Below are 23408 nucleotides of genomic sequence, written 5' to 3'. Positions count from 1 at the left end.
GTCAGCCCGCCACCTTCGCGATCGCCGCGTCCTGGAGCGACGCCATCTTGTCGAGGATCGCGTCGCGGTCGGGCTCGCGCAGCTCGTCGACGATCTTGCCGTCGGCGAGGAAGAGGATGCGGTCGGTGTACGACGCCGCGACCGGGTCGTGGGTGACCATCACCACGGTCTGCCCGAACTCGTCGACGCTGCGGCGCAGGAAGCTCAGCACCTCGGCACTGCTCGTGGAGTCGAGGTTGCCGGTGGGCTCGTCGGCGAACACGATCGAGGGCTTGCTCACCAGGGCGCGGGCGCACGCCACCCGCTGCTGCTGACCGCCGGACATCTGCGCCGGACGGTGGCCGAGCCGCGGGCGCAGGCCGACGGCGTCGACCACCTGGTCGAACCACTCGCGGTCGGGCTTGCGACCGGCGAGGCTCAGCGGCAGCAGGATGTTCTCCTCGGCACTCAGGGTGGGCACGAGGTTGAACGACTGGAAGACGAAGCCGACCTTCTCGCGGCGCAGCGTCGTGAGGTCCTTGTCCTTGAGCCGGCTGAGCGAGGTGCCGTCCACGACCGCCTCGCCGGCCGTGGGCGTGTCGAGTGCCGCCAAGCAGTGCATCAGCGTCGACTTGCCGGAGCCGGACGGCCCCATGATCGCGGTGAACTCACCTGTCATCAGGTCGACGGTCACGCCGTCGAGGGCGCGCACCTCGGCCTCGCCCTTGCCGTAGAACTTCGTCAGGTCCTGTGCCCGTGCGGCGACGCGCTGCGTCGCTTCCCCCGTGGATTGCTCAGTCATGCTTTGCAGTGTGGCAGGGCTCGGAAGGGCGGAGCCATGGGATACCTCCCGCAGAGCACCCTGACATCTGTCAGGGAAACGTCAGGGTCCGAGCGCGCTCAGCCGCCGCCTCGCGTCACTCAGACCCTTGACGTTCTCGGCGTGGTCGACGCCGCCGGTGAGGTCGCCGATGGCCAGCCGCCCGGCGAAGTAGACCCCCTGGACCGCCTCGCGGAACCGGCCGAACGCGTCGAGATGCTGCCTCTCGTCCTCACCGAGCGAACCCCGTGACAGGTACGTCTCCAGGAACGTCGTCGCGTGCTCGCGCCCGCCGAGGTACATCACCGCGGACGCCACGTCGTAGAGCACCGGACCACGCCGGGCACCCGCCCAGTCGATCAGCCCGGTCACGCCCGTCAGGTCATCGTGGATGAACGCATCCGGGACCGGATCGGTGTGAAGCACCGACCAGGTGAGTGTGAGTGCGTCGGTCTCCTCACGAACGGCCCGGATCGCGTCGACGAGCCAGGCGTGCTCAGCCACACCGGGCATCTCGGGTGACAGCCAGTCCCTCGCGAAGGTGGCGGCACTCGGGCCACGCGCCGGGTCGCTCGACGCGTGCACCCGCGCCAACGTGTCAGCGATCCATCGCTGCTCCTCGTCGGACTCACCGTCCAGCTCGCGGCCCGGCACGTGCTCCAGCAGTGCCAGACCGGCCTCCCGCTCCACGACGCTTCCTGCGCGTGTGGGGACGGGACGCCCGGTGACGAAGCCTGCCTCGGCCAGGGCCGTCGCGACCTCGGCGCCGGCCACCAGGTCGGCAACCGCATCAGAGGAGACCGCCTTGGCGACGTAGGTCGAGCCTTCGTGCTCCACCAGCCAGGTCTCGGAGTTCATGCCACCGCCGAGCGGCGTCACGCACGCGGACTCCATCCCCCAGAACGTCGCCAGCGCCTCGCTCGTGCTCACCCTCAACGCTTCTCGTCCCGCGCCAGGGCCTCCCGCGCCACGGCCTCGTCGTGCCGGGCGTGGAGGCGCTCGCGGATCTCGCCGGCGTCGTAGTGACGGCGTACGCGCTCGTCCCTCGCGACGGCCGCACCGGTGGCCACGCCGGCCAGGATCCCGGCCAGGCCGAGGAGCTTCCACACGCGCATGCGGGGAGCGTAGCCCTCGATCCGACGAGGGTGGTGCAGACTGCCGCGCATGGCATCGGCCCTGACCCTCGACCAGGCGGTCGACCTGACCCGCAGCGGCGACATCTGGCTGTTCCGCGGGCGGCGCGCACCCGACCGGGCGATCCGCGCGGTCACCAACTCGCCGGTCAACCATGTCGGGATGGCGGTCGTGGTCGACGACCTCCCGCCGCTGATCTTCCATGCCGAGCTCGGCAAGAAGCAGGTCGACATGTGGACCGGCGGCCACCACCGCGGCGTCCAGCTCCATGACCTGCGCGGGGCCGTGTCGCGGTGGCAGACCGAGTACGAGCAGGACGCCTGGGTGCGCCAGCTGCACCCCGTCATCGGTCGCGACGAGGAGGACGGCATGCTGCGCACGGTCGCGCGCCTCGACGGGGTCTCGTTCCCCAGCCTCACCAAGCTCGGCGCCCGGTGGCTGCGCGGCAGGGACGCCTACGTCCCGCGTCGCAAGCGCGGCCAGCGCGTCACCCCCGAGGCCGCCTTCTGCGCCGAGATCGTGGCGACGTGCTACATCGAGATGGGCATCCTGCGTGACGACCGCCGCGCCACCTGGTACGACCCGGGCAAGTTCTGGAGCGGCGACTACCTCCCCATCTCCGACGGGTGGACCCTCGGCACGGAGGTCGCGGTCAGCCGCCCGGACGCGCGTCCTGCGTGACGGCACGGCTCAACCGCTCGCCCACCTCGGCCACCGCGGCCCTCAGCTCGTCGCCGCCGACGACGGTGAAGGGGAACGGGATCCCGGCCAGCCACTCACCGGCGTACGCCTGCGCGTTGCTGGTGCTGCCGACCAGCTCGCAGCGGCCGTCGGGACGCTCGCGGAGCTCACCCAGCACCGGACGGATCCACGGCCCCACCTCGCCCAAGGGCGCGTCGAACACCACGTGCGTGTCGTACTCCCACCCCTTGCCGAGGTTGACCTCCAGGGCCGCGGCCGGGTCGAGGTCGGCAGGCACGTCGAAGGTGCCCTCGAGAACGGTGACCTCGCTGATCCGGTCGACACGGAAGGTGCGCAGCGCCTCGGCGTGGTGGGACAGGCACAGCAGGTACCACCGCCCGTAGCGCACCACGACCGACCACGGGTCGACCTCGAACGTCCGGGCGTTGCCGGCCGCGGTGCGGTAGCCGAGCCGCACCTGGCGCTGCGCAGCCACCGCCGCGACGAGGTCGCTGGTCACCGTCGGATCGGGCTTCGACGGCGTGCGCTCGGGCACCTTGCGCGCGGTCTCGCGCAGCATCACCGCCTGCCGCGCCACGTTGGTCGGCAGCACGCGCAGGATCTTGCCGAGTGCGGAGCCGACTGGGTCGTCGGGATCGGCGACCGCGTGCTGGGAGTCGAGCGCGGCCATCACCAGACCGAGGGCCTCGGTCGCGGAGAACACCAAGGGCGGGAGCCGCAGCCCCCGGCCGAGCCGGTAGCCGCCGTAGGGACCGCGGGTCGACTCCACCGGGATGTCGGCCTCACGCAGGATCGCGACGTAGCGCCGCGCGGCCCGCTCGGTGACGCCGAGGCGCTGCGCCAGCTCGGCGGCCGTGATGCCCGGGCGGCCCTGGAGGATGTCCAGCGCCCGCAGCGCCCGCGCGGTCGGGCTGATCTCGCTCATGGAGCGATGCTGCCACTCCTACCGGACGTAGAGCGTCCGGAATGGCCCATAGTCTCGGTTTCGAGGCCGACGCCTCGCCACCCACGCGGATCACCAAGGAGAACTCATGGACATCGTGCTGATCGCCGGACTCTGGCTCGACGGATCGGCCTGGGACGACGTGCTGCCCGAGCTGGAGAAGCTCGGCCACCGCGGCATCCCGGTCACGCTGCCCGGCCAGGGCGACGGCGCCACGTCGGCGACGTACGACGACCAGGCGGCGGCGGTGCTGGCCGCGGTCGACGCCGCCGAGGGCGCCCCGCTCGTCGTCGGTCACTCCGCCGCGTCCACGCTCGCGTGGGTGGCCGCGGACCGCCGACCCGACGCCGTCACGGGAGTCGCACTGATCGGCGGCTTCCCGGCCACGGGCGAGAGTGCCTACGCCGACTTCTTCGAGCCCGACGGCGACAGCGTCCCGTTCCCGGGCTGGGAGCCCTTCGCCGGCCCGGACTCAGACGACATGTCACCCGAGCTCAAGGCCGAGGTGGCGGCCGGGACGCATCCGGTCCCGGTCGGCGTCACCAAGGGCATCGTGCGCTGGACCGACGAGCGCCGCCACGGGGTGCCGTTGACGCTGATCTGCCCGGAGTTCAGCCCGGCCCAGGCGCAGGAGTGGATCGAGTCCGGTGATGTCCCCGAGCTGTCCGCCGCCACTGCGCTCGAGCTGGTCGACCTCGACTCCGGCCACTGGCCGATGTTCACCCAGCCGGCCGCGCTGGCGGCCCTGCTGGACGAGGCGACCAGGCGTCCGGCCTCGAGCTAGTCGAGGAGCTCGTCGGCGCTGCTGGCCATCGTCGGGAGCTCCGTCACAGGCGTGCGGGTGTCCTCGACGTACTCGCCGTTGACCGCGGTGGCCAGCCCCTCGGCCAGACCGGAGAGCTCGTTCTCGGCGATGCCGAGCATCTTCGCGACGGTGCGGGCGTTGGCGGGACGATCGCCGGGCTGCTTCTCCAGCAGCGCCTCGACCACGACCCGGAGCTCGGTGGGCACGTCGCCCTTCAGGGGCGGTGGCGCCTCGTTGACGTGGGACATCGCGGTCGCGATGGGGGTGCCGCGGTCGAAGGGGCGTTCACCGTTGAGCATCTCGAGGGCCACGACGCCGAGGGAGTAGAGGTCGCTGGCGCCGGTGGCCTGCTCGCCCAGGGCCTGCTCGGGACTGATGTAGTTGGGGGTGCCGAGCATCTCTCCCGTGCGGGTGTGGCCGATCGCGTCGAGTGCACGGGCGATGCCGAAGTCGGTCAGCTTCACCACTCCGTCGGGCCGCAGCAGGATGTTGGCGGGCTTGACGTCACGGTGCACGACGCGCGCCTCGTGCGCGACACCGAGGGCGAGCGCGGACTGGCCGATGATCGAGCGCACCGACTCCGGCTCCATCGCACCCTGCTCGCGGATGATCGCCGAGAGGGGGAGCCCGGGGACCAGCTCCATGATCAGGAAGCTGAGGTGGTCGTCCTCGCCGTAGTCGAAGACCGTGGTGATGTTGGAGTGCATCAGCGCCGCGGAGTGCAGTGCCTCGTCGCGGAAGCGCTGGGCGAAGATCTCCTCGTTGTCCGGATCGGCTCGCATCACCTTGACCGCGACCTCGCGCTGGAGGACGTCGTCGAGACCGCGCCAGACGTCGGACATGCCACCGGAGGCGATGCGCTGCTGCAACACGTAGCGGTCCCCGAGGCGGAGGCCTTCCACGAGTCTGTGCACGGGTGGTGCCCCACTTCTCTCAAGTTGGCCGGCACGAGCTCCGCACCGCGCCCGGCGATGCTACTCCGGGCCACGGACCTCGCACCCTGATCGATGCACTGTTCCCCCACGGCGTCGATCTCATGCGCCCGGGGCACCTGTTGGGGTCAGTCCCTGCGATCTCGCTCAGGCACTTGACAACGTACAACCATTTGGTTGTACGTTATGCCCATGAGCGAGATCGACGAGGACCGGGCCGATGCCTGGTTCCACGCGCTCGCCGACCGCACCCGTCGCGACATCCTGCGGCGCGTGCTGGCCGGAGAGCACTCGGTCTCGTCCCTGGCGCAGAGCTACGACATGAGCTTCGCCGCCGTCCAGAAGCACGTCGCCGTGCTGGAGCGAGCGGGCCTGCTGACCAAGCGTCGGCAGGGACGTGAGGCCCTGGCCAGCGGAGACGTGGAGGCCGTGCGTTCGGTGGGCGCGATGCTCACCGAGCTCGAGGCCCTGTGGCGCGGCCGGATCTCCCGCATGGACGAGCTCTTCGCCACCGAACCCACCCGACACACCGACCCCACCCACGAAACGGATTGAGCCATGCCTGTCACCGACGTCCAGCACGACCTCGACTCCCTCACCCTGACCATCACCGCCGACTTCGCCGCGCCGGTCGAGCGCGTGTGGGAGGTGTACGCCGACCCACGCCAGCTCGAGCGCGTGTGGGGTCCCCCCGGCTTCCCCGCCACCTTCGTCGACCACGAGCTGGCCCCCGGCGGCCGGATGAACTACTACCTGACCAGCCCGGACGACGAGAAGTACTACGCCTACTGGGACGTCACCGACGTCCAGGCCCCGCAGCGCTTCACGTTCAACGACGGCTTCGCCCTCGACGAGTCCTTCACCCCCAACCCCGAGATGCCCGAGTCCGCGCAGGTCTACTCCTTCGCCGACGCCGGCGGCGCCACCCACGCGACCTTCGTCGCGACGTACGCCTCCGCCGAGGCCCTGCAGCAGGTGCTCGCGATGGGCGTCGTCGAGGGCGCCTCGGCCGCCATCAACCAGATCGACGACCTGCTCGCGTCCTGACGCGACCCCCCACCCGACCCCGACCCACCCCACCCGGCAGAGAGGCCTGACCATGCGACCCATCATCGTCACCGAGTTCATCACCCTCGACGGCATCGTCGACTCCCCTGGCGGCGGGGACCACCCGCACGCCGGCTGGACCTTCAAGGACGTCGAGTTCGACGAGGCGGCCTATGAGATCAAGGGCCGTGAGACCGAGGACGCCACCGCGCTCCTGTTCGGCCGTCAGTCCTACGACGAGTTCGCGCCGGTGTGGCCCTCGATGGAGGAGTTCGCCACCTACAACGCGATGCCGAAGTACGTCGTCTCCTCGACCCTGCAGGACCCTGAGTGGAACAACACCTCCGTGCTGCGCTCCCTCGACGAGGTGGCCGAGCTCAAGCAGACCGAGGGCGGCGAGATCCACGTCCACGGCAGCGCCACCCTGGCGCAGGGCCTGGCCGCCGCGGGCCTGGTCGACCGCTACCACCTGCTGGTCTTCCCGGTCATGCTCGGCAGCGGCAAGCGCCTGTTCGGCGAGGGCGAGAAGACCCGGCTGAGGCTGGTCGAGCACGCGGCCTACTCCAACGGGATCACGCTGCAGCGCTACGACGTCGTGCGCTGAGGCTTCTGGGAGACTCCCTGCGTGGAACTCGCCCTGCTGCTCGTGTCGATGGCCGCCGTGGTGCTGGCCGCGACCGCCGTCAGCGACCGCCTGCACGTCCCGGCGCCGCTCCTGCTCATCGTCGTCGGCGCCGCGGCGTCGTACGTCCCGGCCGTGCCGACCATCCACCTCGAGTCGGAGGTGGTCCTGCTGGGGTTGCTGCCGCCGCTGCTCTACGCCGCCGCGATCCAGACCTCACTGGTCGACTTCAACGCCAACCGCGGCTCGATCCTGCGGCTGTCGGTCGTGCTGGTGGTGATCACCTCGCTGACGGTCGGCGCGGTGGTGCAGTGGCTGGTGCCCGGGATCGGCTGGGCGGCCGCCATCGCCATCGGCGCGGTGGTCGCCCCGCCCGACGCGGTCGCCGCCACCGCGGTGGCCCGCAGGATCGGGCTGCCGCGCCGGGTGGTGACGATCCTCGAGGGCGAGTCGCTGCTCAATGACGCCACCGCGCTCGTCGCGCTTCGCACCGCGATCGCCGCCCTGTCCGCCGGCGTGGCCGTGACCGAGATCGGCGTCGACTTCATCCGTGCCGCGGGCGGTGGCCTGCTCATCGGCATCGGGGTCTTCCTGCTGGTGGCCTGGCTCCGCAAGCAGGTCACCGACCCGCTGATGGACACCGCGATCTCCTTCCTCACCCCGTTCGCGGCGTTCGTGGCCGCCGAGGAGGTGCACGCCTCGGGGGTGATCTCGGTCGTGGTCGCCGGCCTGCTGCTGGGCCACAAGGCGCCGATCATCCAGACCGCGCAGTCGCGGATCACCGAGCGCATCACGTGGCGCACCGTGGCGTTCGTCCTGGAGAACACCGTCTTCCTGCTCATCGGCCTCCAGCTCGACTGGATCCTGGCCGGCGTCGCCGACTCGACGCTCTCCACCGCTCGCATCGCGCTCGTCTGCGGAGCGACTCTCGCCACCGTCATCGCGGTGCGCCTGGCCTGGGTCTACGCCACCTGGCTCTTCCGCCGCCTCGGCGAGGACCCGTTGCCGGCCTCCTGGACCTTCCTCATCGGCTGGGCCGGCATGCGGGGCGTCGTCACCCTGGCCGCCGCGTTCGTCATCCCCGAGGACGCCCCGCACCGTGAGGTCCTCCTGCTCGCCGCCTTCACCGTGGTGGCCGGGACACTCCTGCTCCAAGGCCTGAGCCTGCCGCTGCTGACCCGCCTCCTCGGCGTACCCGCTCCCGACCCGGCCGAGGACGCACTGGCCCGGGCAGCCCTCCTCCAGCAGGCCGCCGACGCGGGCCTTGCCCGCCTCGACGAGCTGGAGTACGACGACCACCACGGGGTCTCCGACCAGATCCGGTCACGCCTCGACCAGCGCTCGTTCGCGGCCTGGGAGCAGCTCGCCACGGCTGAGGACGAGGAGACGCCGTCGCAGCTCTACGCACGGATCCGGCAGGAGATGATCGACGCCGAGCGCGCCAAGGTGCTCCTGGTCCGCAGCAAGGGCAAGATCCCCTCCGAGGTCGTCAGCCAGGTGCTCGGGATGCTCGACATCGAGGAGTCGATGCTCGACGCCGGCTCCGAGGCTCCCGAGCGCATCCGCATCGGCTCCCTGGCCCTCACGGGCGGACGCCAGTGCGACGACCTCGAGGCGTTCCCCGCCGTCGAGACGGTGGCCGACCCCGCGTGCGCGACGTGCCTGGCCGACGGCACGCGCTGGGTGTCGCTGCGCCAGTGCCTGGAGTGCGGCCACGTCGGGTGCTGCGACTCCTCCATCGGCAAGCACGCGAGCGCGCACTTCCACGAGACCCTCCACCCGGTCATGGAGTCCGCCCAGCCTGACGAGTCGTGGCGCTGGTGCTTCGTGCACAACCTCACCGGCTGATGTCGAGCCGAGCCCCGGTATCTAGGGACGTTCTGGTAGGTCCGGGACGCGTTTGACCCACCAGAACGTCCCTAGATACCCCTCGCCGGAGCGCCCGTTTTCCGTTCACCACGTCCTCAGACATCGACGGCTACGATCCGTCGCTATGGGAGCGCCCGCGATCGTCATCGCCTCCGCCCACCACGCCGACGTGCTGGCCGAGGCCTTCGCTCGCTACGAGCGCGAGTACGACGTCTGCGTCGTCAGCGACGAGGTCACCGCGAAGGCCAGGGCCAAGGAGCGGCTCGGGTCGGGCCACCAGGTCGCGCTCTTCGTGATCGACACCGACCACGACCAGGACAAGCTGTACGCCCTGATCGGCGGCACCCGGAAGGCGGTGCCCACCGCGCGGCGGCTCGTCGTGTCCCACATCAGTCGCTTCCGTGAGGACAACCAGACCTTCCGCCACGCGGTCGCGGCCGGCAAGGTCGACGCGCTGCTGCTGATGCCGCAGGGCCCGCGCGACGAGGAGTTCCACGGCGCCGTCGGCGAGCTGCTCAACGAGTGGAACGCCACCGTCGCGGCACCCGTGGTCGAGAACGTCCGCATCATCACGCCCGAGAAGGACGCGCTGACCCGCGAGCTGCTCGACTACCTCGGCCGCATCGGCATGCCCGCCGGCGTGCACCACCCCGAGAGCGAGGTCGGTCGCGAGGTGATGGCGGCCTGCCCCGAGGACGAGGGCCGCTGGCCGGTCGTGTCCTCGCTGGTCGGCTGGTGCGGGCACTGCCCCAGCGTGCGGGCGCTCGCCAACCAGCTCTACGGGCGACCCGACGACATCGAGGTCGACGGTGTGGTGGACCTCGTCGTCGTCGGCGCCGGCCCCGCCGGGCTGGCGGCGAGCGTGTACGCCTCCAGCGAGGGGCTCTCGACCGTCTGCCTCGAGGCCGAGGCGATCGGCGGTCAGGCCGGCACCAGCTCGATGATCCGCAACTACCTCGGCTTCCCCCGCGGCATCTCCGGCATGCGCCTGGCGCAGCGGGCGCGCGGACAGGCCCTGCGCTTCGGGACCCGGTTCTTCACCGGGTGGCCGGCCACCGGCCTGACCCCGGCGGGCGGTGACGGACAGCCCGGACACCACGTGGTGCACACCGACGGTGGCGACGTCCACGCGCGCTCGGTGCTCATCGCCACCGGCGTCGTCTACCGCCGTCTCGGCGTCGAGTCGCTGGAGGAGCTGGTCGGCCGCGGTGTCTACTACGGCGCCGCGATGGCGGCCGCGCGTGAGCTTGCAGGCGACCACGTCGTCATCGTCGGCGGCGGCAACTCCGCCGGGCAGGCCGCCGTCCACGCCGCCCGCTTCGCCAGCCACGTCACCATCGTCGTCCGCCGCCCGGACCTGACCGCCACCATGTCGTCGTACCTCATCAACGAGATCGAGTGGAACCCACGGATCACGGTGCGCGGGTCCACGAGGGTCGTCGACGGCGGCCCGGACGACGTCGGCCACCTGGCGTGGCTGGACATGGAGGACGTGGTCAGCGGAGCCCACGAGCGGGTCGAGGCGCGCGGCCTGTTCCTCCTCCTCGGTGCCGCGCCCGAGTGTGGCTGGCTGCCCGAGTCGGTGCTGCTGGACGACAACGGGTTCGTCCTCACCGGTCGTGACATCCCCCGCGAACGGTGGATCGACGACCTCCCCCCCACCGACCTCGCCACGACGCTCCCGGGCATCTTCGCCACCGGTGACATCCGCTCGGGGTCGATGAAACGGGTCGCCTCCGCGACCGGCGAGGGCGCGTCAGTGGTCTCGCTCGTGCACACGTGGCTCGAGGGCCAACCGGCCTGACCGCCCGCGCGGCAGCCTCAGAGCTCGAGCAGCAGGAACAGCACCGCGAGCGCCGGGAGCGTGCCCTGGATGAGGGCAGCCCGCACCATCGAGCGGTCGTGGGCGACGAGGACGAGCGCCGCCGCGAGCATCGACCCGGTGCCGGCCAGCGCGAGCGCCGACCCGACCCCGTGCTCACTCTTGAGCAGGGCGAGCCCGACGAAGGTGATGACCGCGAGGAAGAGGTTGTAGAAGCCCTGGTTGTAGGCCATCGGGGCGAGCACCCGGGCGTCCTCCTCCGAGACCCCGAACGTCCGGCGCGTCGCCGGCTCGTTCCACCGGAAGGACTCGAGGACCCAGATGTAGACGTGGAGCAGGGCGGCCAGCACCGTGAACCCCACCGTGAAGGCGGTCATGGCTGATCACCCTAAGGGGTGGGTACCCCTCCGTAGGTGGTAGGCGCGGGCGCGTCCGGAGCATGATCGAAACCCGGCCACCCGGCCGACGACACGAGGAGCTCCCCATGGGACGACTGATCGGCATCCTGCTGGTGATCTGGCTGGTGATCGGTGCGTTCGCCGCCTTCCAGCGCGGCTATTTCGACGACACGAGGACCAACTGCTCCGAGGTCAGCGACATCGCGCTCAACATCGTCGCCGGCCCCCTCAACTACACCGGCGTCAACCCCAAGGTGAAGTGCGCCGACGTCGACGCCCCGGAGCCGTCGAAGTAGCGGCTGCCCCCACGTGTCAGCGACCCGTGTTGCGCGGGTGGTTCTTCGCGGTCCGTTCGTTGCCGCGGCGGTAGTTGCCGGTGACCCGTGCCATCAGCTCCTGCGCGTCGCCCTGCTCCACGTCGTCGAGGAAGCGGGCGGCCGCTGCCCCGCGCAGCACGGTGGCTCGGCGCCCGTGGTGGGTGATCACGACCTCGGCGCCACGGACGTCGTAGTCGAAACCCTCGGGTGCGGGCATCCTCACCTCTCCCTCGGCTTGTCGAACGTGACCGGGCTGTCGCTGGCAGGGTGGCGCACTCGCGGTCAGGCGGGCCAGTCCGCCGGCGGATCCTCGCCGACGCGACCGTCGACCGCCTCCCGGAGGAGATCGGCGTGGCCGGTGTGCCGCCCGTACTCCTCGACGAGGTCGAAGATCAGTCGCCGCAGGGTGGCGTGGTTGCCGTTGCCGTCGTCGACGTGCGCGACCAGGTCCAGCCCGCCCTCGGCGAGGGCCGCGGCGATCCGTACGTCGGCACGCGCGACGGCGGCGTCATAGGCGGCGTACCGCTCCGCCGGGCTCAGGCCGCCGACGGTGAACTCCCACTCGTCGTCGCCGTCCCAGCCCATCGAGCGCCACGGCTCGCCGAACCCCTCGCCACGCAGCTTGGTGGTGAAGATGAAGTCCTCGCAGATCGCCAGGTGCAGCAGGAGGCCGCCGAGGGTCAGCGCCGAAGGACCCAGCCGCTGGGACAGGCCGGCCTCGTCGAGCCCATCGGCCTTCCACCGGAAGGTTGCGCGCAGCCGGCCGAGCGCACCGAGCAGGTGCTCGACCTCGGTCCCCGCCAGTGGCGGCTCCCACGGCGGCGGGACCCAGATGTCGTCGGTGCTCGTGTCGGTGCTCTCGTCCGTGCTCATACGAGGGACGCTAGACCCGCTTGCGGACGATCCGCTGCCGCTTGTCCTCGGCCTCGCTGGCTAGGCTCGAGCCGTGCCCGACCTCACCCGCGTCCCCACCGCTCCCCTGCTCGCCGGCGGCCTCGTCGGCGGCTTCGCCCTCGCCCAGCGGACCGGCGTACGTCCCCTGGGCGGCGCCGCGATGCTCGGCGCCAACGTGGTGGCCGCACGTCAGTGGTACGCCGTGGGCGGCGCGCCGCTGGTCGCGGGGCTGAGCGCGGGCTACTGGGCCGCCATGGGCCTGTCGCACCCGCTCGCCAAGCGGGTCGGCACCTGGCCATCGGTGCTCGGGGTCACCGCCGCATCAGCGGGGGCCGCCTGGCTGCTGGCCGACCGGCGTGCCGCTCGCTGACCCTCAGCTCTCCGGCAGGTCGGCGAAGGCCTGCTTCATGTCGCGATACCACCCGAGCGACTTCTTGGGGTGGCGCCACCGGCTCTTCATCTCGTTGCGCGCCTCCTGGTGCGTCGAGTCGCCTGCCTTCTCGGCGGCCTTCAGGTGCTTGTCCTGCGCGTTGATGACGTCGTCGGCGCTCTCGCCGCAGTGCTCGAGCTCGCAGGGGCCGCCGAGCTGGCGGCAGGTCATGGTCTTCATGGTGTGGCTCCTTCTGTGGGCTGTTGTGGTCTTCACTGGTTCGACGATCGGGATGCCGCAGGTGTGACCGCGGTGCGTCACTTCTGTGTCGGGCCGGATCGGCGTACGACCTGGGCGAGGACGTCGGGCTCGGCGCGGAACGTGATGCCCCGCACCTGCCCGTGGTCGACCTCGAAGTCGAAGACGACCTTCGCCTCGCCGCGCAGGAACCAGGCAGAGGCCGGCCGGTCGCCGACGAAGACGGCGAGTGCGGACTGGGCGCTGCCGTTGAAGAAGGCGGCTACCTCGTCGCGGCCCTCGATCGAGGCCGGCGTGCCGGCGAGGATCGCGGCCTCGTCGGCGCCGACGACCGCGTCGGGTGCGAGCAGCTGGAGCAGTCGCTCGAAGTCACCGCCGCGGGCGGCCGCCATGAACGCGTCCACCACCTCCCAGTCCGCGAGGGCGTCCTCCGGTGCCGGCTGAGCGACCTTGGACCGGGCGCGCGAGGCGAGCTTGCGGGCCGCAGTGGGCGTGGTCTCCAGGACGGCCGCGATCGTGCCGAACTCGAAACCGAAGCTGTCGTGCAGCACGAACGCCACGCGCTCGCGCGGCGACAACCGGTCGATGACCGCCTGCAGGGCGATGCCGACCGTGTCCGCGAGCGCGACGTCGTCGGCGGGGTCGGGCGAGGTCTCGGCGACGTCGACCTCATCGACCGGCACCGGCGTACGCGCCCGCAGGCGGTCCAGGCACAGCCGTGTCGTCACCGTGGTGAGCCAGGCCGGCAGGTTCTCGATCTCGGTCTCGTCCCGCGTCACCGCGCGGTCGAGCCGCAACCACGCCTGCTGGACGACGTCCTCGGCCTCGGCGTGGTCGGCCAGCACGCGGGTCGCGATGCCGACCAACCGCGGCCGCTCGGCCTCGAAGATCTCCGTCTGCTCCATGGGTCCACCCTCTCCTGCTCCAATGTTCCAACCTTCCGACGTACGGGCGGGCCCGGATGTGACCGCGAGCCGGGCCCGGATCCCCGTTGGGCCGGTGCCGCACACTGGACGGCATGGACGCCCCCTGGCGCCGAGCCGCCGTCGCCCTCGCCGTCGCGACCCTGCTCGCCGGGTGCTCACCGGGCCCGGACGCGGCACCGACCTCACCCGGGTCCGCGGACTCCCCCAGCTCGCCGGACTCGCCCGCCGCGTCGGAGACGCCGAGCGACGACGGCGTCGAGGAGCCTGCCGAGGAACCTTCCGACGAACCAGCTGAGGACTCCAGCGAGGAGCCCGCCGAGCAGCCGGCCGAGGATCCGCCCGACCCGATCTCGATGGCCGCCCTGGCCGAGGCCGACCTCACCGGCGGCGACCTGCGGCTCGGCGCGGTCCGCGAGCGCACCGCTGCCTACACGTCGTACGACGTCACCTTCGCCTCCACGACCGCGGGCAAGGGGACGGCGCCGCTGCGGATCAGCGGGGTCCTCAACGTGCCGACCGGGCGCGGGCCCTCCCCGGCCGTGGTGCTCGCCCACGGCTACATCGACCCTGCCGTCTACGTCCGCGGCCAGGGCATGACCCGTGAGCGCGGGTTCCTCGCCCAGCGCGGCTACGTCGCGCTGCACGTCGACTACCGCAACCACGCCGAGTCCACCGACGACCCGCGGATCGAGACGGCGGTGCGGCTCGGGTACGCCGCCGACGTGGTCGCCGCGGTCCATGCGTTGCGCCGCTCGCGCGACGTGCGGGTCGACCCCGAGCGGATCGCGATCTTCGGCCGGTCGATGGGTGGCGGCGTCGTGCTCAAGGCCCTCGCCGCCGAGCCCGGGCTGGTCGCGGCGGGGGTGGCCTGGGCGTCGGTGTCGAGCCTCGAGGGCGAGAACTTCGACCACTTCCAACGGCCGGACGCGCCGACGGCCCAGCTGCGCGCGGGGTTCCGCGGTCGGCACGGCCTGCCCGACGAGGACCCCAGGTTCTGGCGCGGAGTCTCCCCGCGCCCGAGCTTCGACCAGGTGACCGATCCGGTGCTGATGGTGCACGGCCGGTTCGACGACACCTGCCCGCCCCGGTGGGCCCGCGAGACCCAGCGCGCGCTGACGAGGGCGGGCGTCGACTCCACGCTGGAGTGGTACGACGACGGGCACGCGTTCGGGCCCGCCTTCGTCGCGGCGATGAACCGCACGGTGCAGTTCCTCCGCGCCGAGATGCCCGCCTGACGCCGCGGGATCACTCGGCCGGCGTGGCTTCGAGCTGCTGCGGCGGGGCGTCGGCGTAGGCCTGCGAGAGCCGGCGGTAGGGAGCCGAGGCAAGCGCGATCAGGACGGTCACGAGCATGATCGCGCCGGCGCCGAGGAACACCAGCGCGATGCCGCGCGCCTCCCCGCTGCCCACCAGCCAGCCCCAGGTGGATCGACCCTCCTCCGACTCCATGTAGGGGATCAGCCAGAACTCCGCGATCGGGCCGATGAGGAAGGCGGAGATCGGGCTCGCGGCGAGCTCGACGCTCTGCGCGAACCCGAACACCCGGCCCTGGGTGCGGAACGGGACGACCCTCTGCAGGATCGTCTGCTCCGCCGCCTCGGCGGCGGGGATGATGCACATGAAGACGAAGATGCCGACGACGTAGAGCCAGGCCCACTCGCGCAGGGTGAACGTCATTCCCAGCAGCGCGATGCCGAGGTTGACCATCAGCAGGGTGCGGACCGGGTTGGCACCGAGGCCGAACTTGGCCACGAGCCCCCCGCCGACGACGAAGCCGAGCCCGGTGACGCCCAGGACGATGCCCCACGCCTCCACGCTGAACAGGGTCAGGCCGTAGGGGTCCATCAGGGCGATGTAGACGCCGCTCACGAGGTTGTTGAAGGTCGAGAACAGGATCAGCGCGACCAGCCCCGGCACCGCACGGATCGCGGTGATGGCGCCGCGGACGTCGTAGCGGGAGACGCCTTCCTCCGGCTCGGGGTCGAGCTCGGGGATCGTGATCGGCATGAGGTGGAGCAGGGACACACCGGTGAGCGCGATCGCGACGGCGAGGGTCCAGCCCATGCCGATCAGTCCGATGCTGAGGCCGCTGAAGACGCTGGTGATCATGAACGCGATGCCCTGCACCGTGCCGACCAGGCCGTTGGCCTTGTCGCGGCCGTCCTCCGGGACGAGCAGGGTGACGGTCGTGGAGAGCGCGATGTTGCGCAGGCTCTCGACCACTCCGCCGGCGAGGATCACGGCGGCGAACAGCCAGAACCAGGCACTCTCCCACTGCGCCAGCCGTTCCTCGCCGAGCAGCAGCCAGAGTCCCCCGGCCGTCGCGTAGGTGAGGAGGGTGATGGTCGAGGACGTGACCATCACGTGCTTCTTGCGGTGGTGGTCGACCAGCGTGCCGAAGAACGTGCCGCACACCGCGGTGAAGAGCATGTAGCCCCCGCCGATGATCGCCGTGGCCATCACCGAGCGGGTCTCGAGGTAGGCCCAGAAGGTCAGCGCGAACCAGAGGTAGCTCGAGGTGACGTTGGCGACGAGGGTGTTGCCGAGGACCGCACGGAAGGCCCGGAGCGTCTCGAGGCCGCGGCTCACCCCGGGTGGGAGGTGCGCCTCGACCTGCGGGGCTGCGGGGTCCGCCGGGATCGGGTCCAGCTCGTCCATGGGCACACCGAAACCCTAGGCGGGGCGACCGACAGCGCGCTTCCTACTTTCGGAGCGCTGGCCCGTCCGCCGGGAACTCCTCTGCCACGCGGGTCAGCCGGATGACGTACGCCGGCCAGTCCACCTCGGGCAGGTTGGTGGCCGCGACCTTCATGCCCGCGGCTCCGTCGATCTCCTCGCGCAGGATGTCGGCGTGGCCGGCGTGCCGCGTCGTGTCGGAGATGACGTGCACGATGATCCGCTGCAGGGACACCTCACGTCGCTCCTCCGACCACCACGGCACCGCACCGCGAGCGTCGAGCGGCAGGTCGGCGATCGTGGCATCGCTGAAGGCCCACACGTCCCGGTAGAACTTCACGACCTCGGCCGCCGAGACCTCGGCCGGGACCCACCAGTCGGCCTGCGGGTCGGTGTCGTAGTCGTCGTCGTCGACGAGCACGGCCGCCCCCGGGTCGGGCCACTCCCGCCCGAAGGTGGACCCGAAGTAGCCGATCTCGACGTTGGCGACGTGGCGGACGATGCCGAGCAGGTTGGTGCCGGTCGGCGTACGCGGCAGCCGGAGGTCGCGCTCGCCGAGGCCTTCCAGCTTCCACAGCAGTGCCTCGCGGGCGTCCTGCAGGTAGTGCCGGAGCGCTGTCTTGGGGTCCAGGAGGTCCGTCATGCATCCACGCTAGTGCGAGAACGCAGCAGCCCGGACCCCGAGGCGGGGTCCAGGCTGCCGGGGTGCGAGCGGCGCTCAGGCCACGTCGTACCGGTCGTTGTCCATCACCTGCGCCCACGCGGCGACGAACTCACGGACGAACCTGTCCGCGGCGTCGTCGCTGGCGTAGACCTCGGCCAGCGCCCTCAGCTGGGAGTGGGAGCCCAGCACCAGGTCGACCGCGGTGGCCGTCCACTTCACGTCGCCGGTCGCCACGTCGCGGATCTCGTAGACGCCCTCGTCGGACTGCGACGCCTTCCACTGCGTGCCCGGGGACAGCAGGTTGGCGAAGAAGTCGTTGGTGAGGACGCCCGGGCGGTCGGTGAGCACGCCGTGCGGCGCGCCGCCCGCGGTGGCGCCCAGCGCCCGCAGCCCACCCAGGAGGGCGGTCATCTGCGGAGCGGAGAGGCCCAGCATGTAGGCCTTGTCGACCAGCAGCTTCTCCGGCTGGAGCTTCTCGCCGGGGCGGATCCAGTTGCGGAAGCCGTCGGCACGCGGCTCGAGGTAGCCGAAGGACTCGACGTCGGTCTCGTCCTGCGAGGCATCCGTGCGGCCGGGCGTGAACGGAACGGTCACCTCGTGGCCGGCGTCCTTGGCCGCCTTCTCGATCGCCGCGGCACCGCCGAGGACGATCAGGTCGGCCAGCGACACGCGCTTTCCACCGGACTGGGCCTCGTTGAAGTCCTGCTGGACCCGCTCGAGGGAGGCGATGGTGGTGTCGAGGTCGAGGTCGGCGTTGACCGCCCAGCCGCGCTGGGGCTCGAGGCGGATGCGGGCACCGTTGGCACCACCGCGCCGGTCCGTACGCCGGAAGGTCGAGGCCGAGGCCCACGCCAGGCTGACCAGCTGCTGGACGGTGAGGCCCGAGCCCAGGAGCTTCTCCTTGAGCGCGGCGACATCGGCGTCGTCGACCAGCTCGTGGTCGACCGCGGGGACCGGGTCCTGCCACAGCTGGGGCTCAGGCACCCACGGGCCGAGCATGTGCTTGCCGACCGGGCCCATGTCGCGGTGGAGCAGCTTGTACCAGGCCTTCGCGAAGGCGAGGCGGAACTCGCCGGGGTTCTCGAGGAAGCGACGCGAGATCTTCTCGTACTCCGGGTCGAAGCGCAGGGCGAGGTCGGAGGTCAGCATCGTCGGGCGGTGCTTCTTCGACGGGTCGTGCGCGTCCGGGATGATCGCGTCGTCGGTCTTCGCGACCCACTGCTTCGCACCGGCCGGGCTCTCGCTGAGCTCCCACTCGTAGCCGAAGAGGATCTCGAAGAACCGGTTGCTCCACTGGGTCGGCTTGTCGGTCCACGTCACCTCGAGACCGGAGGTGATGGTGTCGCCGCCCTTGCCGGAGCCGTACGAGCTGATCCACCCGAGGCCCTGGTTCTCCAGCTCCGCGCCCTCGGGCTCCGGGCCGACGAGGTCGGGGTCACCGGCGCCGTGGGTCTTGCCGAACGTGTGGCCGCCGGCGATCAGCGCCACCGTCTCCTCGTCGTTCATCGCCATCCGGCCGAACGTGTCGCGGATGTCGCGCGCCGAGGCGAGCGGGTCCGGGTTGCCGTTGGGCCCCTCCGGGTTGACGTAGATCAGTCCCATCTGGACGGCGCCGAGAGGCTCGGCCAGCGCACGCTCGTCGGCGTACCGCTCGTCACCCAGCCAGGCGTCCTCCGGACCCCAGAAGATCTCCTCGGGCTCCCAGACGTCCTCGCGGCCGAAGGCGAAGCCGAAGGTCTCGAAGCCCATGTCCTCCAGCGCCACGTTGCCCGCGAGAACCAGCAGGTCGGCCCACGAGATCTTCTGGCCGTACTTCTGCTTCACCGGCCACAGCAGGCGACGGGCCTTGTCGAGGTTGGCGTTGTCGGGCCAGCTGTTGAGGGGGGCGAAGCGCTGGCCGCCGTCGCCCGCGCCGCCGCGACCGTCGTAGACGCGGTAGGTGCCGGCCGCGTGCCAGCTCATCCGGATCATCAGGCCGCCGTAGTGACCGAAGTCGGCCGGCCACCAGTCCTGGGAGGTCGTGAGCACCGCGGCGATGTCGCGCTTGAGGGCCTCGACGTCGAGCTGGGCGAACTCCTGCGGGTAGCTGAAGTCCGCACCAAGCGGGTTGCCCTTCTCGGAGTGGGCGTGCAGCACGGACAGGTCGACCTGGTGGGGCCACCAGTCCTGGTTGGTGTGCGGGCGGCCGACCTTCGGCTCGGGCGAGTCGATGGCGGGGTTCTCGCTCTCGCTGCCCTGAGCGGTGGCGGAGTCGTGCATGACCGGGCAGCCGGCCTCGGCCTTCCGGTCCACCCCCTGGGGGCTCTCGGGGGCGGTGCTGTCCTGGCTGTCGGTCATCGGTGCGTTCCTTCCAAGGTGCGGGGGGGTGGTGCGTCTGGAGTGGTGCGTCTGGGGTGTCACGTACGGGCGGTGGAGCAGGCGGGGCAGGTGCCCCAATAGGTCACCTCGGCCTCGTCGATGACGAAGCCTTGGGAGTCGGAGGCGTCGAGACAGGGGCGGTGGCCGACGGCGCAGTCGACGTCGGCGACCGTGCCGCAGCTGCGGCAGACGACGTGGTGGTGGTTGTCGCCGACGCGGAGCTCGTAGCGGGCCACCGAGCCGGCGGGCTGGATCCGCCGGACCAGGCCAGACTCGGTCAGCGCACCCAGCACGTCGTAGACGGCCTGGTGGGACACGCTCGGCTCCTCGGCTCGGACCGCCGCCAGGACGCTGCCGGTGTCGGCGTGCGGGTGGCGGCGTACGGCGCGCAGGACGGCGAGTCGCGGGCGGGTGACCCTCAGGTCCACGCTGCGGAGCAGGGGCTCGAACTCGCTGTCGTCCATCGGTCGCAACCCTGCCGGGCTTTCTTGAATCAGTCAAGTCTTTCGCGAACGGTATCTAGGGACGAAATGGTCGTCCAGAGGCCCCGTCGACCTACCAGAACGTCCCTAGATACCGGGGCTGGGTACGTCAGACGAGTCCTGCCGCCTCGCGCAGCCATGCCCAAGCGGCCGCACGGGTCTCGTCGCTCGGCCGGGTTCGTCGCCGCAGGTGGGTGGGGCGCTCGACCCGGTCGTGCCAGAACCGGCCGGTGGCGGGAGCGGGCTCCACCGCGGCGAGCCAGATGCTGGTGTCGGCTCCCTGCGCGTCGTCGCGCAGCACGGGTCGCGTGAGGGCGCGGAAGCGTGGCAGGGAGTCCTGTACGCCCGGCGTGTCCGCCCAGCCCGGGTGCATCGTCGCCACCGTGATCGCGTCGACCGACCAGCGCTCGGCGAGGAGCGGGGCCATCTCCACCTGCCAGCGCTTCGAGCGGGCGTAGGACGTGGTGGGCGAGTAGTCGCCCGTGCGGTAGGCCGGGTCGTCCGCGCGCAGCGGCTGGGCGTACATCCCGCCGCTGCTGACGAGCACCACCCGGCCACCGGCCAGTGGACCACGCAAGGCCTCGGTCATCACCACGGGACCGAGCAGGTGGACCGCCATGCTGAGCTCGAAGCCCTGCGGCGACTCGGTGCGCTCGGGCGGCATCGCACCGGCGTTGTGCACGACGGCGTGGAGGTCGGGCACCTCGGCGGCGAGGCTCGCTGCGAAACGGCGTACGTCGTCGAGGTCCGCCACATCGCTTCGCCACAGCCTCAGCCCGGCCCGGGGCCGCGTCGCCCTGATCCGCTCGGCGACCAGGGTGCCCTTGGCCTCGTCGCGCACGAGCATGTGGACGGTCGCGCCCAGGTCGGCAAGCCCCTCGACGGTCGCGATGCCCAGGCCGGAGCTGGCCCCGGTGACCAGCACGTGCCGCCCGGCCAGGGCACCGGCCGGGGGGTCCGCCGGCCAGCCGGGCAGCGCGCGCCGGACCGCGAGTCCGATGGTCGTGTAGCCGAGGACCAGTGAGCGGTCCAGGGCCGCATCGACCGCGCGCGTCAGCAGCGGGCGGGTCACCTGCGTCAGCTGGCGTCGAGCCGGGCCAGCTCGTCGGCGGTCAGCTCGATCTCGGCCGCGGCGGCCGAGTCGGTGATCGAGGACGGTCGCTTCGCGCCGGGGATCGGGATGACGCACGGCGACTGGGCGAGCTCCCACGCGAGGGCGACCTGCTGCGCGCTCACGCCGCGCTCGGCGGCGACCTCGGCGAACGCGGGGTGCTTGTCGGCGAGCTCCTTGGCGTCGGACAGGCCGCCGAGCGGGCTCCAGGGCAGGAAGGCCAGGCCGAGCTCGTCGCAGACGTCGATCTCGGGCCGGCTGCTGCGGAACTTGGGGCTGAACTGGTTCTGCACGCTGACCAGCGCGTCGCCGAGCACGGCGTGGGCGGCACGGATCTGGTCGGGGTCGGCGTTGGAGAGGCCCACACGGGCGACCTTGCCGCTGTCGGCGATCTCCTTCAGCGTGCCGATGACGTCGTCGTAGGAGACCTTCGGGTCCGGTCGGTGGTGCTGCCAGAGCGAGAGCTGGTCGACACCGAGGCGCGCCAGGCTCTCGTCGACGGCCCGGCGCAGGTGGTCGGCCGAGCTGTCGGTGCCCCAGCCACCGCCCTCGGTGCGGACATGTCCGCCCTTCGTGGCCAGGACGACCTGGTCGCGGACGCCGAGCTCGTCGAGGATCGAGGCGATCAGGCGCTCGTTCTCGCCCTGCGCTCCGGCCCCCTTCTCGTCCCCGGGCCCGTAGGCGTCGGCGGTGTCGAAGAGGGTGACGCCCGCGTCGAGCGCGGCGGAGACCGTGTCGAGGAGCTGCTGGCGGGGCTGGGTGCCCGTCTGGTCGAAGGTCATCAGGCCAAGGCCGATCGCGCCGACCTTCTGGTTTCCGAGGCTACGAGTCTGCATGGCGTCGACCCTACGGGTCGGCGAAAGGGGTGGACGCCGATCGCCCCTGCTCGCGTTCTCCGCCTCATCGGCGGATACTCGAGGACACGGTGGAAGGAGGCGCGAGGTGGCAGTCGTGGACGACGTGCTACCGCTCGGGGAGTCCCTCGAGAGGTCCTACGTCGTGACCGTGAGGGGCCGGCTGAAGTTCCGGGTGGGCTCCATCGTCTACGTCGCCTTCTCCCAGGACGAGAGCGTGATGGGCTTCGCGTTCCCCAAGGTGGAGCGGGCCGACCTGGTCGCGAACGACGCGAGGTTCCACCTGCCGGCGGAGTCGGACATGCGCTTCAACTGGGTGCACGCGACCATGGCGGAGCTCGACGCGGACGAGGCCAGGGAGCTGGTCGTCGAGGCGTGGCGGATGGTCGTCCCGCAGAGGGTGTCCCGGGCCTACGACCTGGTCCACCCCCACGGCCCCGGACCACGGCACGCCTGACCTCGGAGACCGGACGAGGTCACCTCTGGACTCGGGCGAGCATCAGGAGCATGGTCGGTTGATGACAACGATGAACCTCCCCGTCGTCAGCTCGTGCAGCGTCGACGGCTGCTCCTACAACCACGACCACGACTGCCACGCCGGGGCCATCACCGTGACGGGCGTCGGTGACGCGACCTGCGGCACCTTCCTCCACGGCGACGAGAAGGGGGGCGTGGACGAGAACGGTCACGTGGGTGCCTGCCACCGCGCGGACTGCCGCCACAACGACCACCTCGAGTGCACGGCGCCCGGAGTCGAGGTCGGGGCGGGGGCAGACCCGGCCGACTGCCTCACCTTCGCTCCGGCCTGACCCGCGGCGTGGGTCACCCCCGCGAGGACCGCGGGGCGGCTCCGGAAGCGCTCACAGGTCCAGCAGCCGGTCCGGGCCGAGGTCGAGCTCGTGCAGCACCAGCCGGCTGCGCAGCTCGCGCACGCCGTGGTCGCGCTTGAGGGTGTCGACGACCATCTCGAACTCGCTCGCGTCGACGCAGGCGATCCGCAGCAGGAAGTCGTACTCGCCGGTGAGCCGGCTGCCCGAGACGACCTGCGGCACCCGCGCCAGGCCGCGCTCGAACTCGGAGCGGTCCCAGCCGTCGCGCAGGCGGATGTCGCTGACCATCATGAGCGTCCGGCCGAGAGCCGCCGGGTCGAGCTCGGCGCGGTAGCCGCGGAGCACGCCACTGGCGCGCAACCGCCGCACCCGGTCGGAGACGGTGTTGGCACTGAGACGCACCGACGCGCCCAGGTCGTGGTAGGTCGTCCGAGCGTCGGCGATCAGGAGGCGGAGCAGGGCTCGGTCGATGGCGTCCACACGACCACTGTCGCATGATCCTCGGACCAACGGGCATGTCACCTCCGAATCCTCGGCGATGCGGGCATTGACCGCTCGAAGTCCGAGCCACATGAGGACGCTTCCGTGGAAGCGT

29 protein-coding genes are annotated in these 23408 nt (G+C 71.4%); 12 read left to right on the top strand and 17 right to left on the bottom strand.

Annotated features, from left to right (window positions below; genetic code table 11):
- Position 1: 1 nt before the first annotated feature.
- From J3P44_RS11455 to J3P44_RS11445, 3 genes are all read right to left on the bottom strand, one after another.
- Positions 2-781, bottom strand: a complete 780-nt coding sequence (locus J3P44_RS11455; RefSeq protein WP_255890479.1) for an ABC transporter ATP-binding protein — start codon at positions 779-781, stop codon at positions 2-4.
- Between the two features lie 81 nt (positions 782-862).
- Positions 863-1729, bottom strand: coding sequence for a phosphotransferase enzyme family protein (locus J3P44_RS11450; RefSeq protein ID WP_255890478.1), 867 nt, complete (start codon positions 1727-1729; stop codon positions 863-865).
- A 2-nt stretch (positions 1730-1731) separates the two neighbouring features.
- On the bottom strand, positions 1732-1914 hold the full coding sequence (locus J3P44_RS11445) for a hypothetical protein (RefSeq protein WP_255890477.1): 183 nt from the start codon (positions 1912-1914) through the stop codon (positions 1732-1734).
- Positions 1915-1963: 49 nt separating this feature from the next.
- Between J3P44_RS11445 and J3P44_RS11440 the strand changes: the two genes are divergently transcribed.
- Positions 1964-2614 carry a hypothetical protein gene (locus J3P44_RS11440; RefSeq protein ID WP_255890476.1) on the top strand — a complete coding sequence of 217 codons (651 nt, stop codon included), beginning with the start codon at positions 1964-1966 and terminating at the stop codon, positions 2612-2614.
- Here J3P44_RS11440 and J3P44_RS11435 read toward each other — a convergent pair.
- Positions 2586-3560, bottom strand: coding sequence for a helix-turn-helix transcriptional regulator (locus J3P44_RS11435; RefSeq protein ID WP_255890475.1), 975 nt, complete (start codon positions 3558-3560; stop codon positions 2586-2588). The two genes, J3P44_RS11440 and J3P44_RS11435, sit on opposite strands and share 29 nt — an antisense overlap.
- Before the next feature lie 106 nt (positions 3561-3666).
- Here J3P44_RS11435 and J3P44_RS11430 point away from each other — a divergent pair, with 106 nt between their 5' ends.
- Positions 3667-4362: an alpha/beta fold hydrolase gene (locus J3P44_RS11430; RefSeq protein ID WP_255890474.1), complete on the top strand. Its 696-nt coding sequence runs from the start codon at positions 3667-3669 to the stop codon at positions 4360-4362.
- Here the strand turns inward: J3P44_RS11430 and J3P44_RS11425 are convergent.
- Positions 4359-5297, bottom strand: a complete 939-nt coding sequence (locus J3P44_RS11425) for a serine/threonine-protein kinase (protein ID WP_255890473.1) — start codon at positions 5295-5297, stop codon at positions 4359-4361. The two genes, J3P44_RS11430 and J3P44_RS11425, sit on opposite strands and share 4 nt — an antisense overlap.
- A 210-nt stretch (positions 5298-5507) precedes the next feature.
- Here J3P44_RS11425 and J3P44_RS11420 point away from each other — a divergent pair, with 210 nt between their 5' ends.
- The 5 genes from J3P44_RS11420 (at position 5508) to J3P44_RS11400 (ending at position 10657) form a co-directional block, all read left to right on the top strand.
- On the top strand, positions 5508-5870 hold the full coding sequence (locus J3P44_RS11420; RefSeq protein ID WP_255890472.1) for an ArsR/SmtB family transcription factor: 363 nt from the start codon (positions 5508-5510) through the stop codon (positions 5868-5870).
- 3 nt (positions 5871-5873) lie between these two features.
- Positions 5874-6362 carry an SRPBCC family protein gene (locus J3P44_RS11415; protein WP_255890471.1) on the top strand — a complete coding sequence of 163 codons (489 nt, stop codon included), beginning with the start codon at positions 5874-5876 and terminating at the stop codon, positions 6360-6362.
- A gap of 52 nt (positions 6363-6414) precedes the next feature.
- Positions 6415-6966: a dihydrofolate reductase family protein gene (locus J3P44_RS11410; protein ID WP_255890470.1), complete on the top strand. Its 552-nt coding sequence runs from the start codon at positions 6415-6417 to the stop codon at positions 6964-6966.
- A gap of 21 nt (positions 6967-6987) precedes the next feature.
- Positions 6988-8832, top strand: a complete 1845-nt coding sequence (locus J3P44_RS11405) for a Na+/H+ antiporter (RefSeq protein ID WP_255890469.1) — start codon at positions 6988-6990, stop codon at positions 8830-8832.
- Between the two features lie 145 nt (positions 8833-8977).
- Positions 8978-10657 (top strand): NAD(P)/FAD-dependent oxidoreductase, encoded by a 1680-nt coding sequence (locus tag J3P44_RS11400; protein ID WP_255890468.1) that lies wholly within the window; start codon positions 8978-8980, stop codon positions 10655-10657.
- Positions 10658-10674: 17 nt separating this feature from the next.
- Here the strand turns inward: J3P44_RS11400 and J3P44_RS11395 are convergent, their stop codons facing one another.
- Positions 10675-11052: a DUF1304 domain-containing protein gene (locus tag J3P44_RS11395; RefSeq protein WP_255890467.1), complete on the bottom strand. Its 378-nt coding sequence runs from the start codon at positions 11050-11052 to the stop codon at positions 10675-10677.
- Positions 11053-11159: 107 nt separating this feature from the next.
- On the opposite strand from J3P44_RS11395, the gene J3P44_RS11390 reads away from it, so the two are divergent.
- Positions 11160-11369 (top strand): hypothetical protein, encoded by a 210-nt coding sequence (locus tag J3P44_RS11390; RefSeq protein ID WP_255890466.1) that lies wholly within the window; start codon positions 11160-11162, stop codon positions 11367-11369.
- Positions 11370-11385: 16 nt separating this feature from the next.
- On the opposite strand, the gene J3P44_RS11385 is transcribed toward J3P44_RS11390, so the two are convergent.
- Positions 11386-11607 (bottom strand): hypothetical protein, encoded by a 222-nt coding sequence (locus J3P44_RS11385; RefSeq protein ID WP_255890465.1) that lies wholly within the window; start codon positions 11605-11607, stop codon positions 11386-11388.
- 65 nt (positions 11608-11672) lie between these two features.
- Positions 11673-12263 carry a mycothiol transferase gene (locus J3P44_RS11380; RefSeq protein ID WP_255890464.1) on the bottom strand — a complete coding sequence of 197 codons (591 nt, stop codon included), beginning with the start codon at positions 12261-12263 and terminating at the stop codon, positions 11673-11675.
- Between the two features lie 73 nt (positions 12264-12336).
- Here J3P44_RS11380 and J3P44_RS11375 point away from each other — a divergent pair, with 73 nt between their 5' ends.
- Positions 12337-12654, top strand: coding sequence for a hypothetical protein (locus tag J3P44_RS11375; RefSeq protein ID WP_255890463.1), 318 nt, complete (start codon positions 12337-12339; stop codon positions 12652-12654).
- Positions 12655-12657: 3 nt separating this feature from the next.
- On the opposite strand, the gene J3P44_RS11370 is transcribed toward J3P44_RS11375, so the two are convergent.
- Both J3P44_RS11370 and J3P44_RS11365 read right to left on the bottom strand, forming a co-directional pair.
- Positions 12658-12894 carry a hypothetical protein gene (locus tag J3P44_RS11370; protein ID WP_255890462.1) on the bottom strand — a complete coding sequence of 79 codons (237 nt, stop codon included), beginning with the start codon at positions 12892-12894 and terminating at the stop codon, positions 12658-12660.
- A gap of 77 nt (positions 12895-12971) precedes the next feature.
- Positions 12972-13817: a sigma-70 family RNA polymerase sigma factor gene (locus tag J3P44_RS11365; RefSeq protein ID WP_255890461.1), complete on the bottom strand. Its 846-nt coding sequence runs from the start codon at positions 13815-13817 to the stop codon at positions 12972-12974.
- A gap of 113 nt (positions 13818-13930) precedes the next feature.
- Between J3P44_RS11365 and J3P44_RS11360 the strand changes: the two genes are divergently transcribed.
- Entirely contained in the window at positions 13931-15073 is a 1143-nt protein-coding gene (locus J3P44_RS11360; RefSeq protein WP_255890460.1) for an alpha/beta hydrolase family protein, read from the top strand.
- A 10-nt stretch (positions 15074-15083) separates the two neighbouring features.
- Here J3P44_RS11360 and J3P44_RS11355 read toward each other — a convergent pair whose 3' ends face one another.
- The 6 genes from J3P44_RS11355 to J3P44_RS11330 form a co-directional block, all read right to left on the bottom strand.
- Positions 15084-16496 carry an MFS transporter gene (locus tag J3P44_RS11355; protein ID WP_255890458.1) on the bottom strand — a complete coding sequence of 471 codons (1413 nt, stop codon included), beginning with the start codon at positions 16494-16496 and terminating at the stop codon, positions 15084-15086.
- A 43-nt stretch (positions 16497-16539) separates the two neighbouring features.
- Positions 16540-17157 carry a DinB family protein gene (locus tag J3P44_RS11350; RefSeq protein ID WP_255890457.1) on the bottom strand — a complete coding sequence of 206 codons (618 nt, stop codon included), beginning with the start codon at positions 17155-17157 and terminating at the stop codon, positions 16540-16542.
- A 75-nt stretch (positions 17158-17232) separates the two neighbouring features.
- Positions 17233-19515, bottom strand: coding sequence for a catalase/peroxidase HPI (gene katG, locus J3P44_RS11345; RefSeq protein WP_255890456.1), 2283 nt, complete (start codon positions 19513-19515; stop codon positions 17233-17235).
- Between the two features lie 59 nt (positions 19516-19574).
- Positions 19575-20000: a Fur family transcriptional regulator gene (locus J3P44_RS11340; RefSeq protein ID WP_255890455.1), complete on the bottom strand. Its 426-nt coding sequence runs from the start codon at positions 19998-20000 to the stop codon at positions 19575-19577.
- Positions 20001-20127: 127 nt separating this feature from the next.
- Positions 20128-21090: an SDR family NAD(P)-dependent oxidoreductase gene (locus J3P44_RS11335; protein WP_255890454.1), complete on the bottom strand. Its 963-nt coding sequence runs from the start codon at positions 21088-21090 to the stop codon at positions 20128-20130.
- Positions 21091-21095: 5 nt separating this feature from the next.
- Entirely contained in the window at positions 21096-21965 is an 870-nt protein-coding gene (locus J3P44_RS11330; protein ID WP_255890453.1) for an aldo/keto reductase, read from the bottom strand.
- A gap of 106 nt (positions 21966-22071) precedes the next feature.
- Here J3P44_RS11330 and J3P44_RS11325 point away from each other — a divergent pair, with 106 nt between their 5' ends.
- Entirely contained in the window at positions 22072-22440 is a 369-nt protein-coding gene (locus J3P44_RS11325; RefSeq protein ID WP_255890452.1) for a hypothetical protein, read from the top strand.
- 61 nt (positions 22441-22501) lie between these two features.
- Positions 22502-22792, top strand: a complete 291-nt coding sequence (locus J3P44_RS11320; RefSeq protein ID WP_255890451.1) for a DUF1540 domain-containing protein — start codon at positions 22502-22504, stop codon at positions 22790-22792.
- A gap of 51 nt (positions 22793-22843) precedes the next feature.
- Here the strand turns inward: J3P44_RS11320 and J3P44_RS11315 are convergent, their stop codons facing one another.
- Positions 22844-23293, bottom strand: a complete 450-nt coding sequence (locus J3P44_RS11315) for an Lrp/AsnC family transcriptional regulator (protein WP_255890450.1) — start codon at positions 23291-23293, stop codon at positions 22844-22846.
- Positions 23294-23408 lie beyond the last annotated feature (115 nt).

The sequence above is a fragment of the Nocardioides astragali genome, assembly GCF_024436375.1.
GTDB lineage: Bacteria > Actinomycetota > Actinomycetes > Propionibacteriales > Nocardioidaceae > Nocardioides > Nocardioides astragali.
This window is presented reverse-complemented; position numbering and strand designations above follow the sequence as displayed.

Excerpts from the sequence above, each read along its gene's own strand:
- J3P44_RS11440 (WP_255890476.1), top strand. The coding sequence starts at position 1,964 with ATGGCATCGGCCCTGACCCTCGACCAGGCGGTCGACCTGACCCGCAGC.
- J3P44_RS11355 (WP_255890458.1), bottom strand. The coding sequence starts at position 16,496 with ATGGACGAGCTGGACCCGATCCCGGCGGACCCCGCAGCCCCGCAGGTC.
- J3P44_RS11455 (WP_255890479.1), bottom strand. The coding sequence starts at position 781 with ATGACTGAGCAATCCACGGGGGAAGCGACGCAGCGCGTCGCCGCACGG.
- J3P44_RS11400 (WP_255890468.1), top strand. The coding sequence starts at position 8,978 with ATGGGAGCGCCCGCGATCGTCATCGCCTCCGCCCACCACGCCGACGTG.
- J3P44_RS11420 (WP_255890472.1), top strand. The coding sequence starts at position 5,508 with ATGAGCGAGATCGACGAGGACCGGGCCGATGCCTGGTTCCACGCGCTC.
- J3P44_RS11415 (WP_255890471.1), top strand. The coding sequence starts at position 5,874 with ATGCCTGTCACCGACGTCCAGCACGACCTCGACTCCCTCACCCTGACC.
- J3P44_RS11380 (WP_255890464.1), bottom strand. The coding sequence starts at position 12,263 with ATGAGCACGGACGAGAGCACCGACACGAGCACCGACGACATCTGGGTC.
- J3P44_RS11435 (WP_255890475.1), bottom strand. The coding sequence starts at position 3,560 with ATGAGCGAGATCAGCCCGACCGCGCGGGCGCTGCGGGCGCTGGACATC.
- J3P44_RS11340 (WP_255890455.1), bottom strand. The coding sequence starts at position 20,000 with ATGGACGACAGCGAGTTCGAGCCCCTGCTCCGCAGCGTGGACCTGAGG.
- J3P44_RS11385 (WP_255890465.1), bottom strand. The coding sequence starts at position 11,607 with ATGCCCGCACCCGAGGGTTTCGACTACGACGTCCGTGGCGCCGAGGTC.
- J3P44_RS11360 (WP_255890460.1), top strand. The coding sequence starts at position 13,931 with ATGGACGCCCCCTGGCGCCGAGCCGCCGTCGCCCTCGCCGTCGCGACC.
- J3P44_RS11445 (WP_255890477.1), bottom strand. The coding sequence starts at position 1,914 with ATGCGCGTGTGGAAGCTCCTCGGCCTGGCCGGGATCCTGGCCGGCGTG.
- J3P44_RS11395 (WP_255890467.1), bottom strand. The coding sequence starts at position 11,052 with ATGACCGCCTTCACGGTGGGGTTCACGGTGCTGGCCGCCCTGCTCCAC.
- J3P44_RS11430 (WP_255890474.1), top strand. The coding sequence starts at position 3,667 with ATGGACATCGTGCTGATCGCCGGACTCTGGCTCGACGGATCGGCCTGG.
- J3P44_RS11410 (WP_255890470.1), top strand. The coding sequence starts at position 6,415 with ATGCGACCCATCATCGTCACCGAGTTCATCACCCTCGACGGCATCGTC.
- J3P44_RS11320 (WP_255890451.1), top strand. The coding sequence starts at position 22,502 with ATGACAACGATGAACCTCCCCGTCGTCAGCTCGTGCAGCGTCGACGGC.
- J3P44_RS11330 (WP_255890453.1), bottom strand. The coding sequence starts at position 21,965 with ATGCAGACTCGTAGCCTCGGAAACCAGAAGGTCGGCGCGATCGGCCTT.
- J3P44_RS11390 (WP_255890466.1), top strand. The coding sequence starts at position 11,160 with ATGGGACGACTGATCGGCATCCTGCTGGTGATCTGGCTGGTGATCGGT.
- J3P44_RS11370 (WP_255890462.1), bottom strand. The coding sequence starts at position 12,894 with ATGAAGACCATGACCTGCCGCCAGCTCGGCGGCCCCTGCGAGCTCGAG.
- katG (WP_255890456.1), bottom strand. The coding sequence starts at position 19,515 with ATGACCGACAGCCAGGACAGCACCGCCCCCGAGAGCCCCCAGGGGGTG.
- J3P44_RS11365 (WP_255890461.1), bottom strand. The coding sequence starts at position 13,817 with ATGGAGCAGACGGAGATCTTCGAGGCCGAGCGGCCGCGGTTGGTCGGC.
- J3P44_RS11350 (WP_255890457.1), bottom strand. The coding sequence starts at position 17,157 with ATGACGGACCTCCTGGACCCCAAGACAGCGCTCCGGCACTACCTGCAG.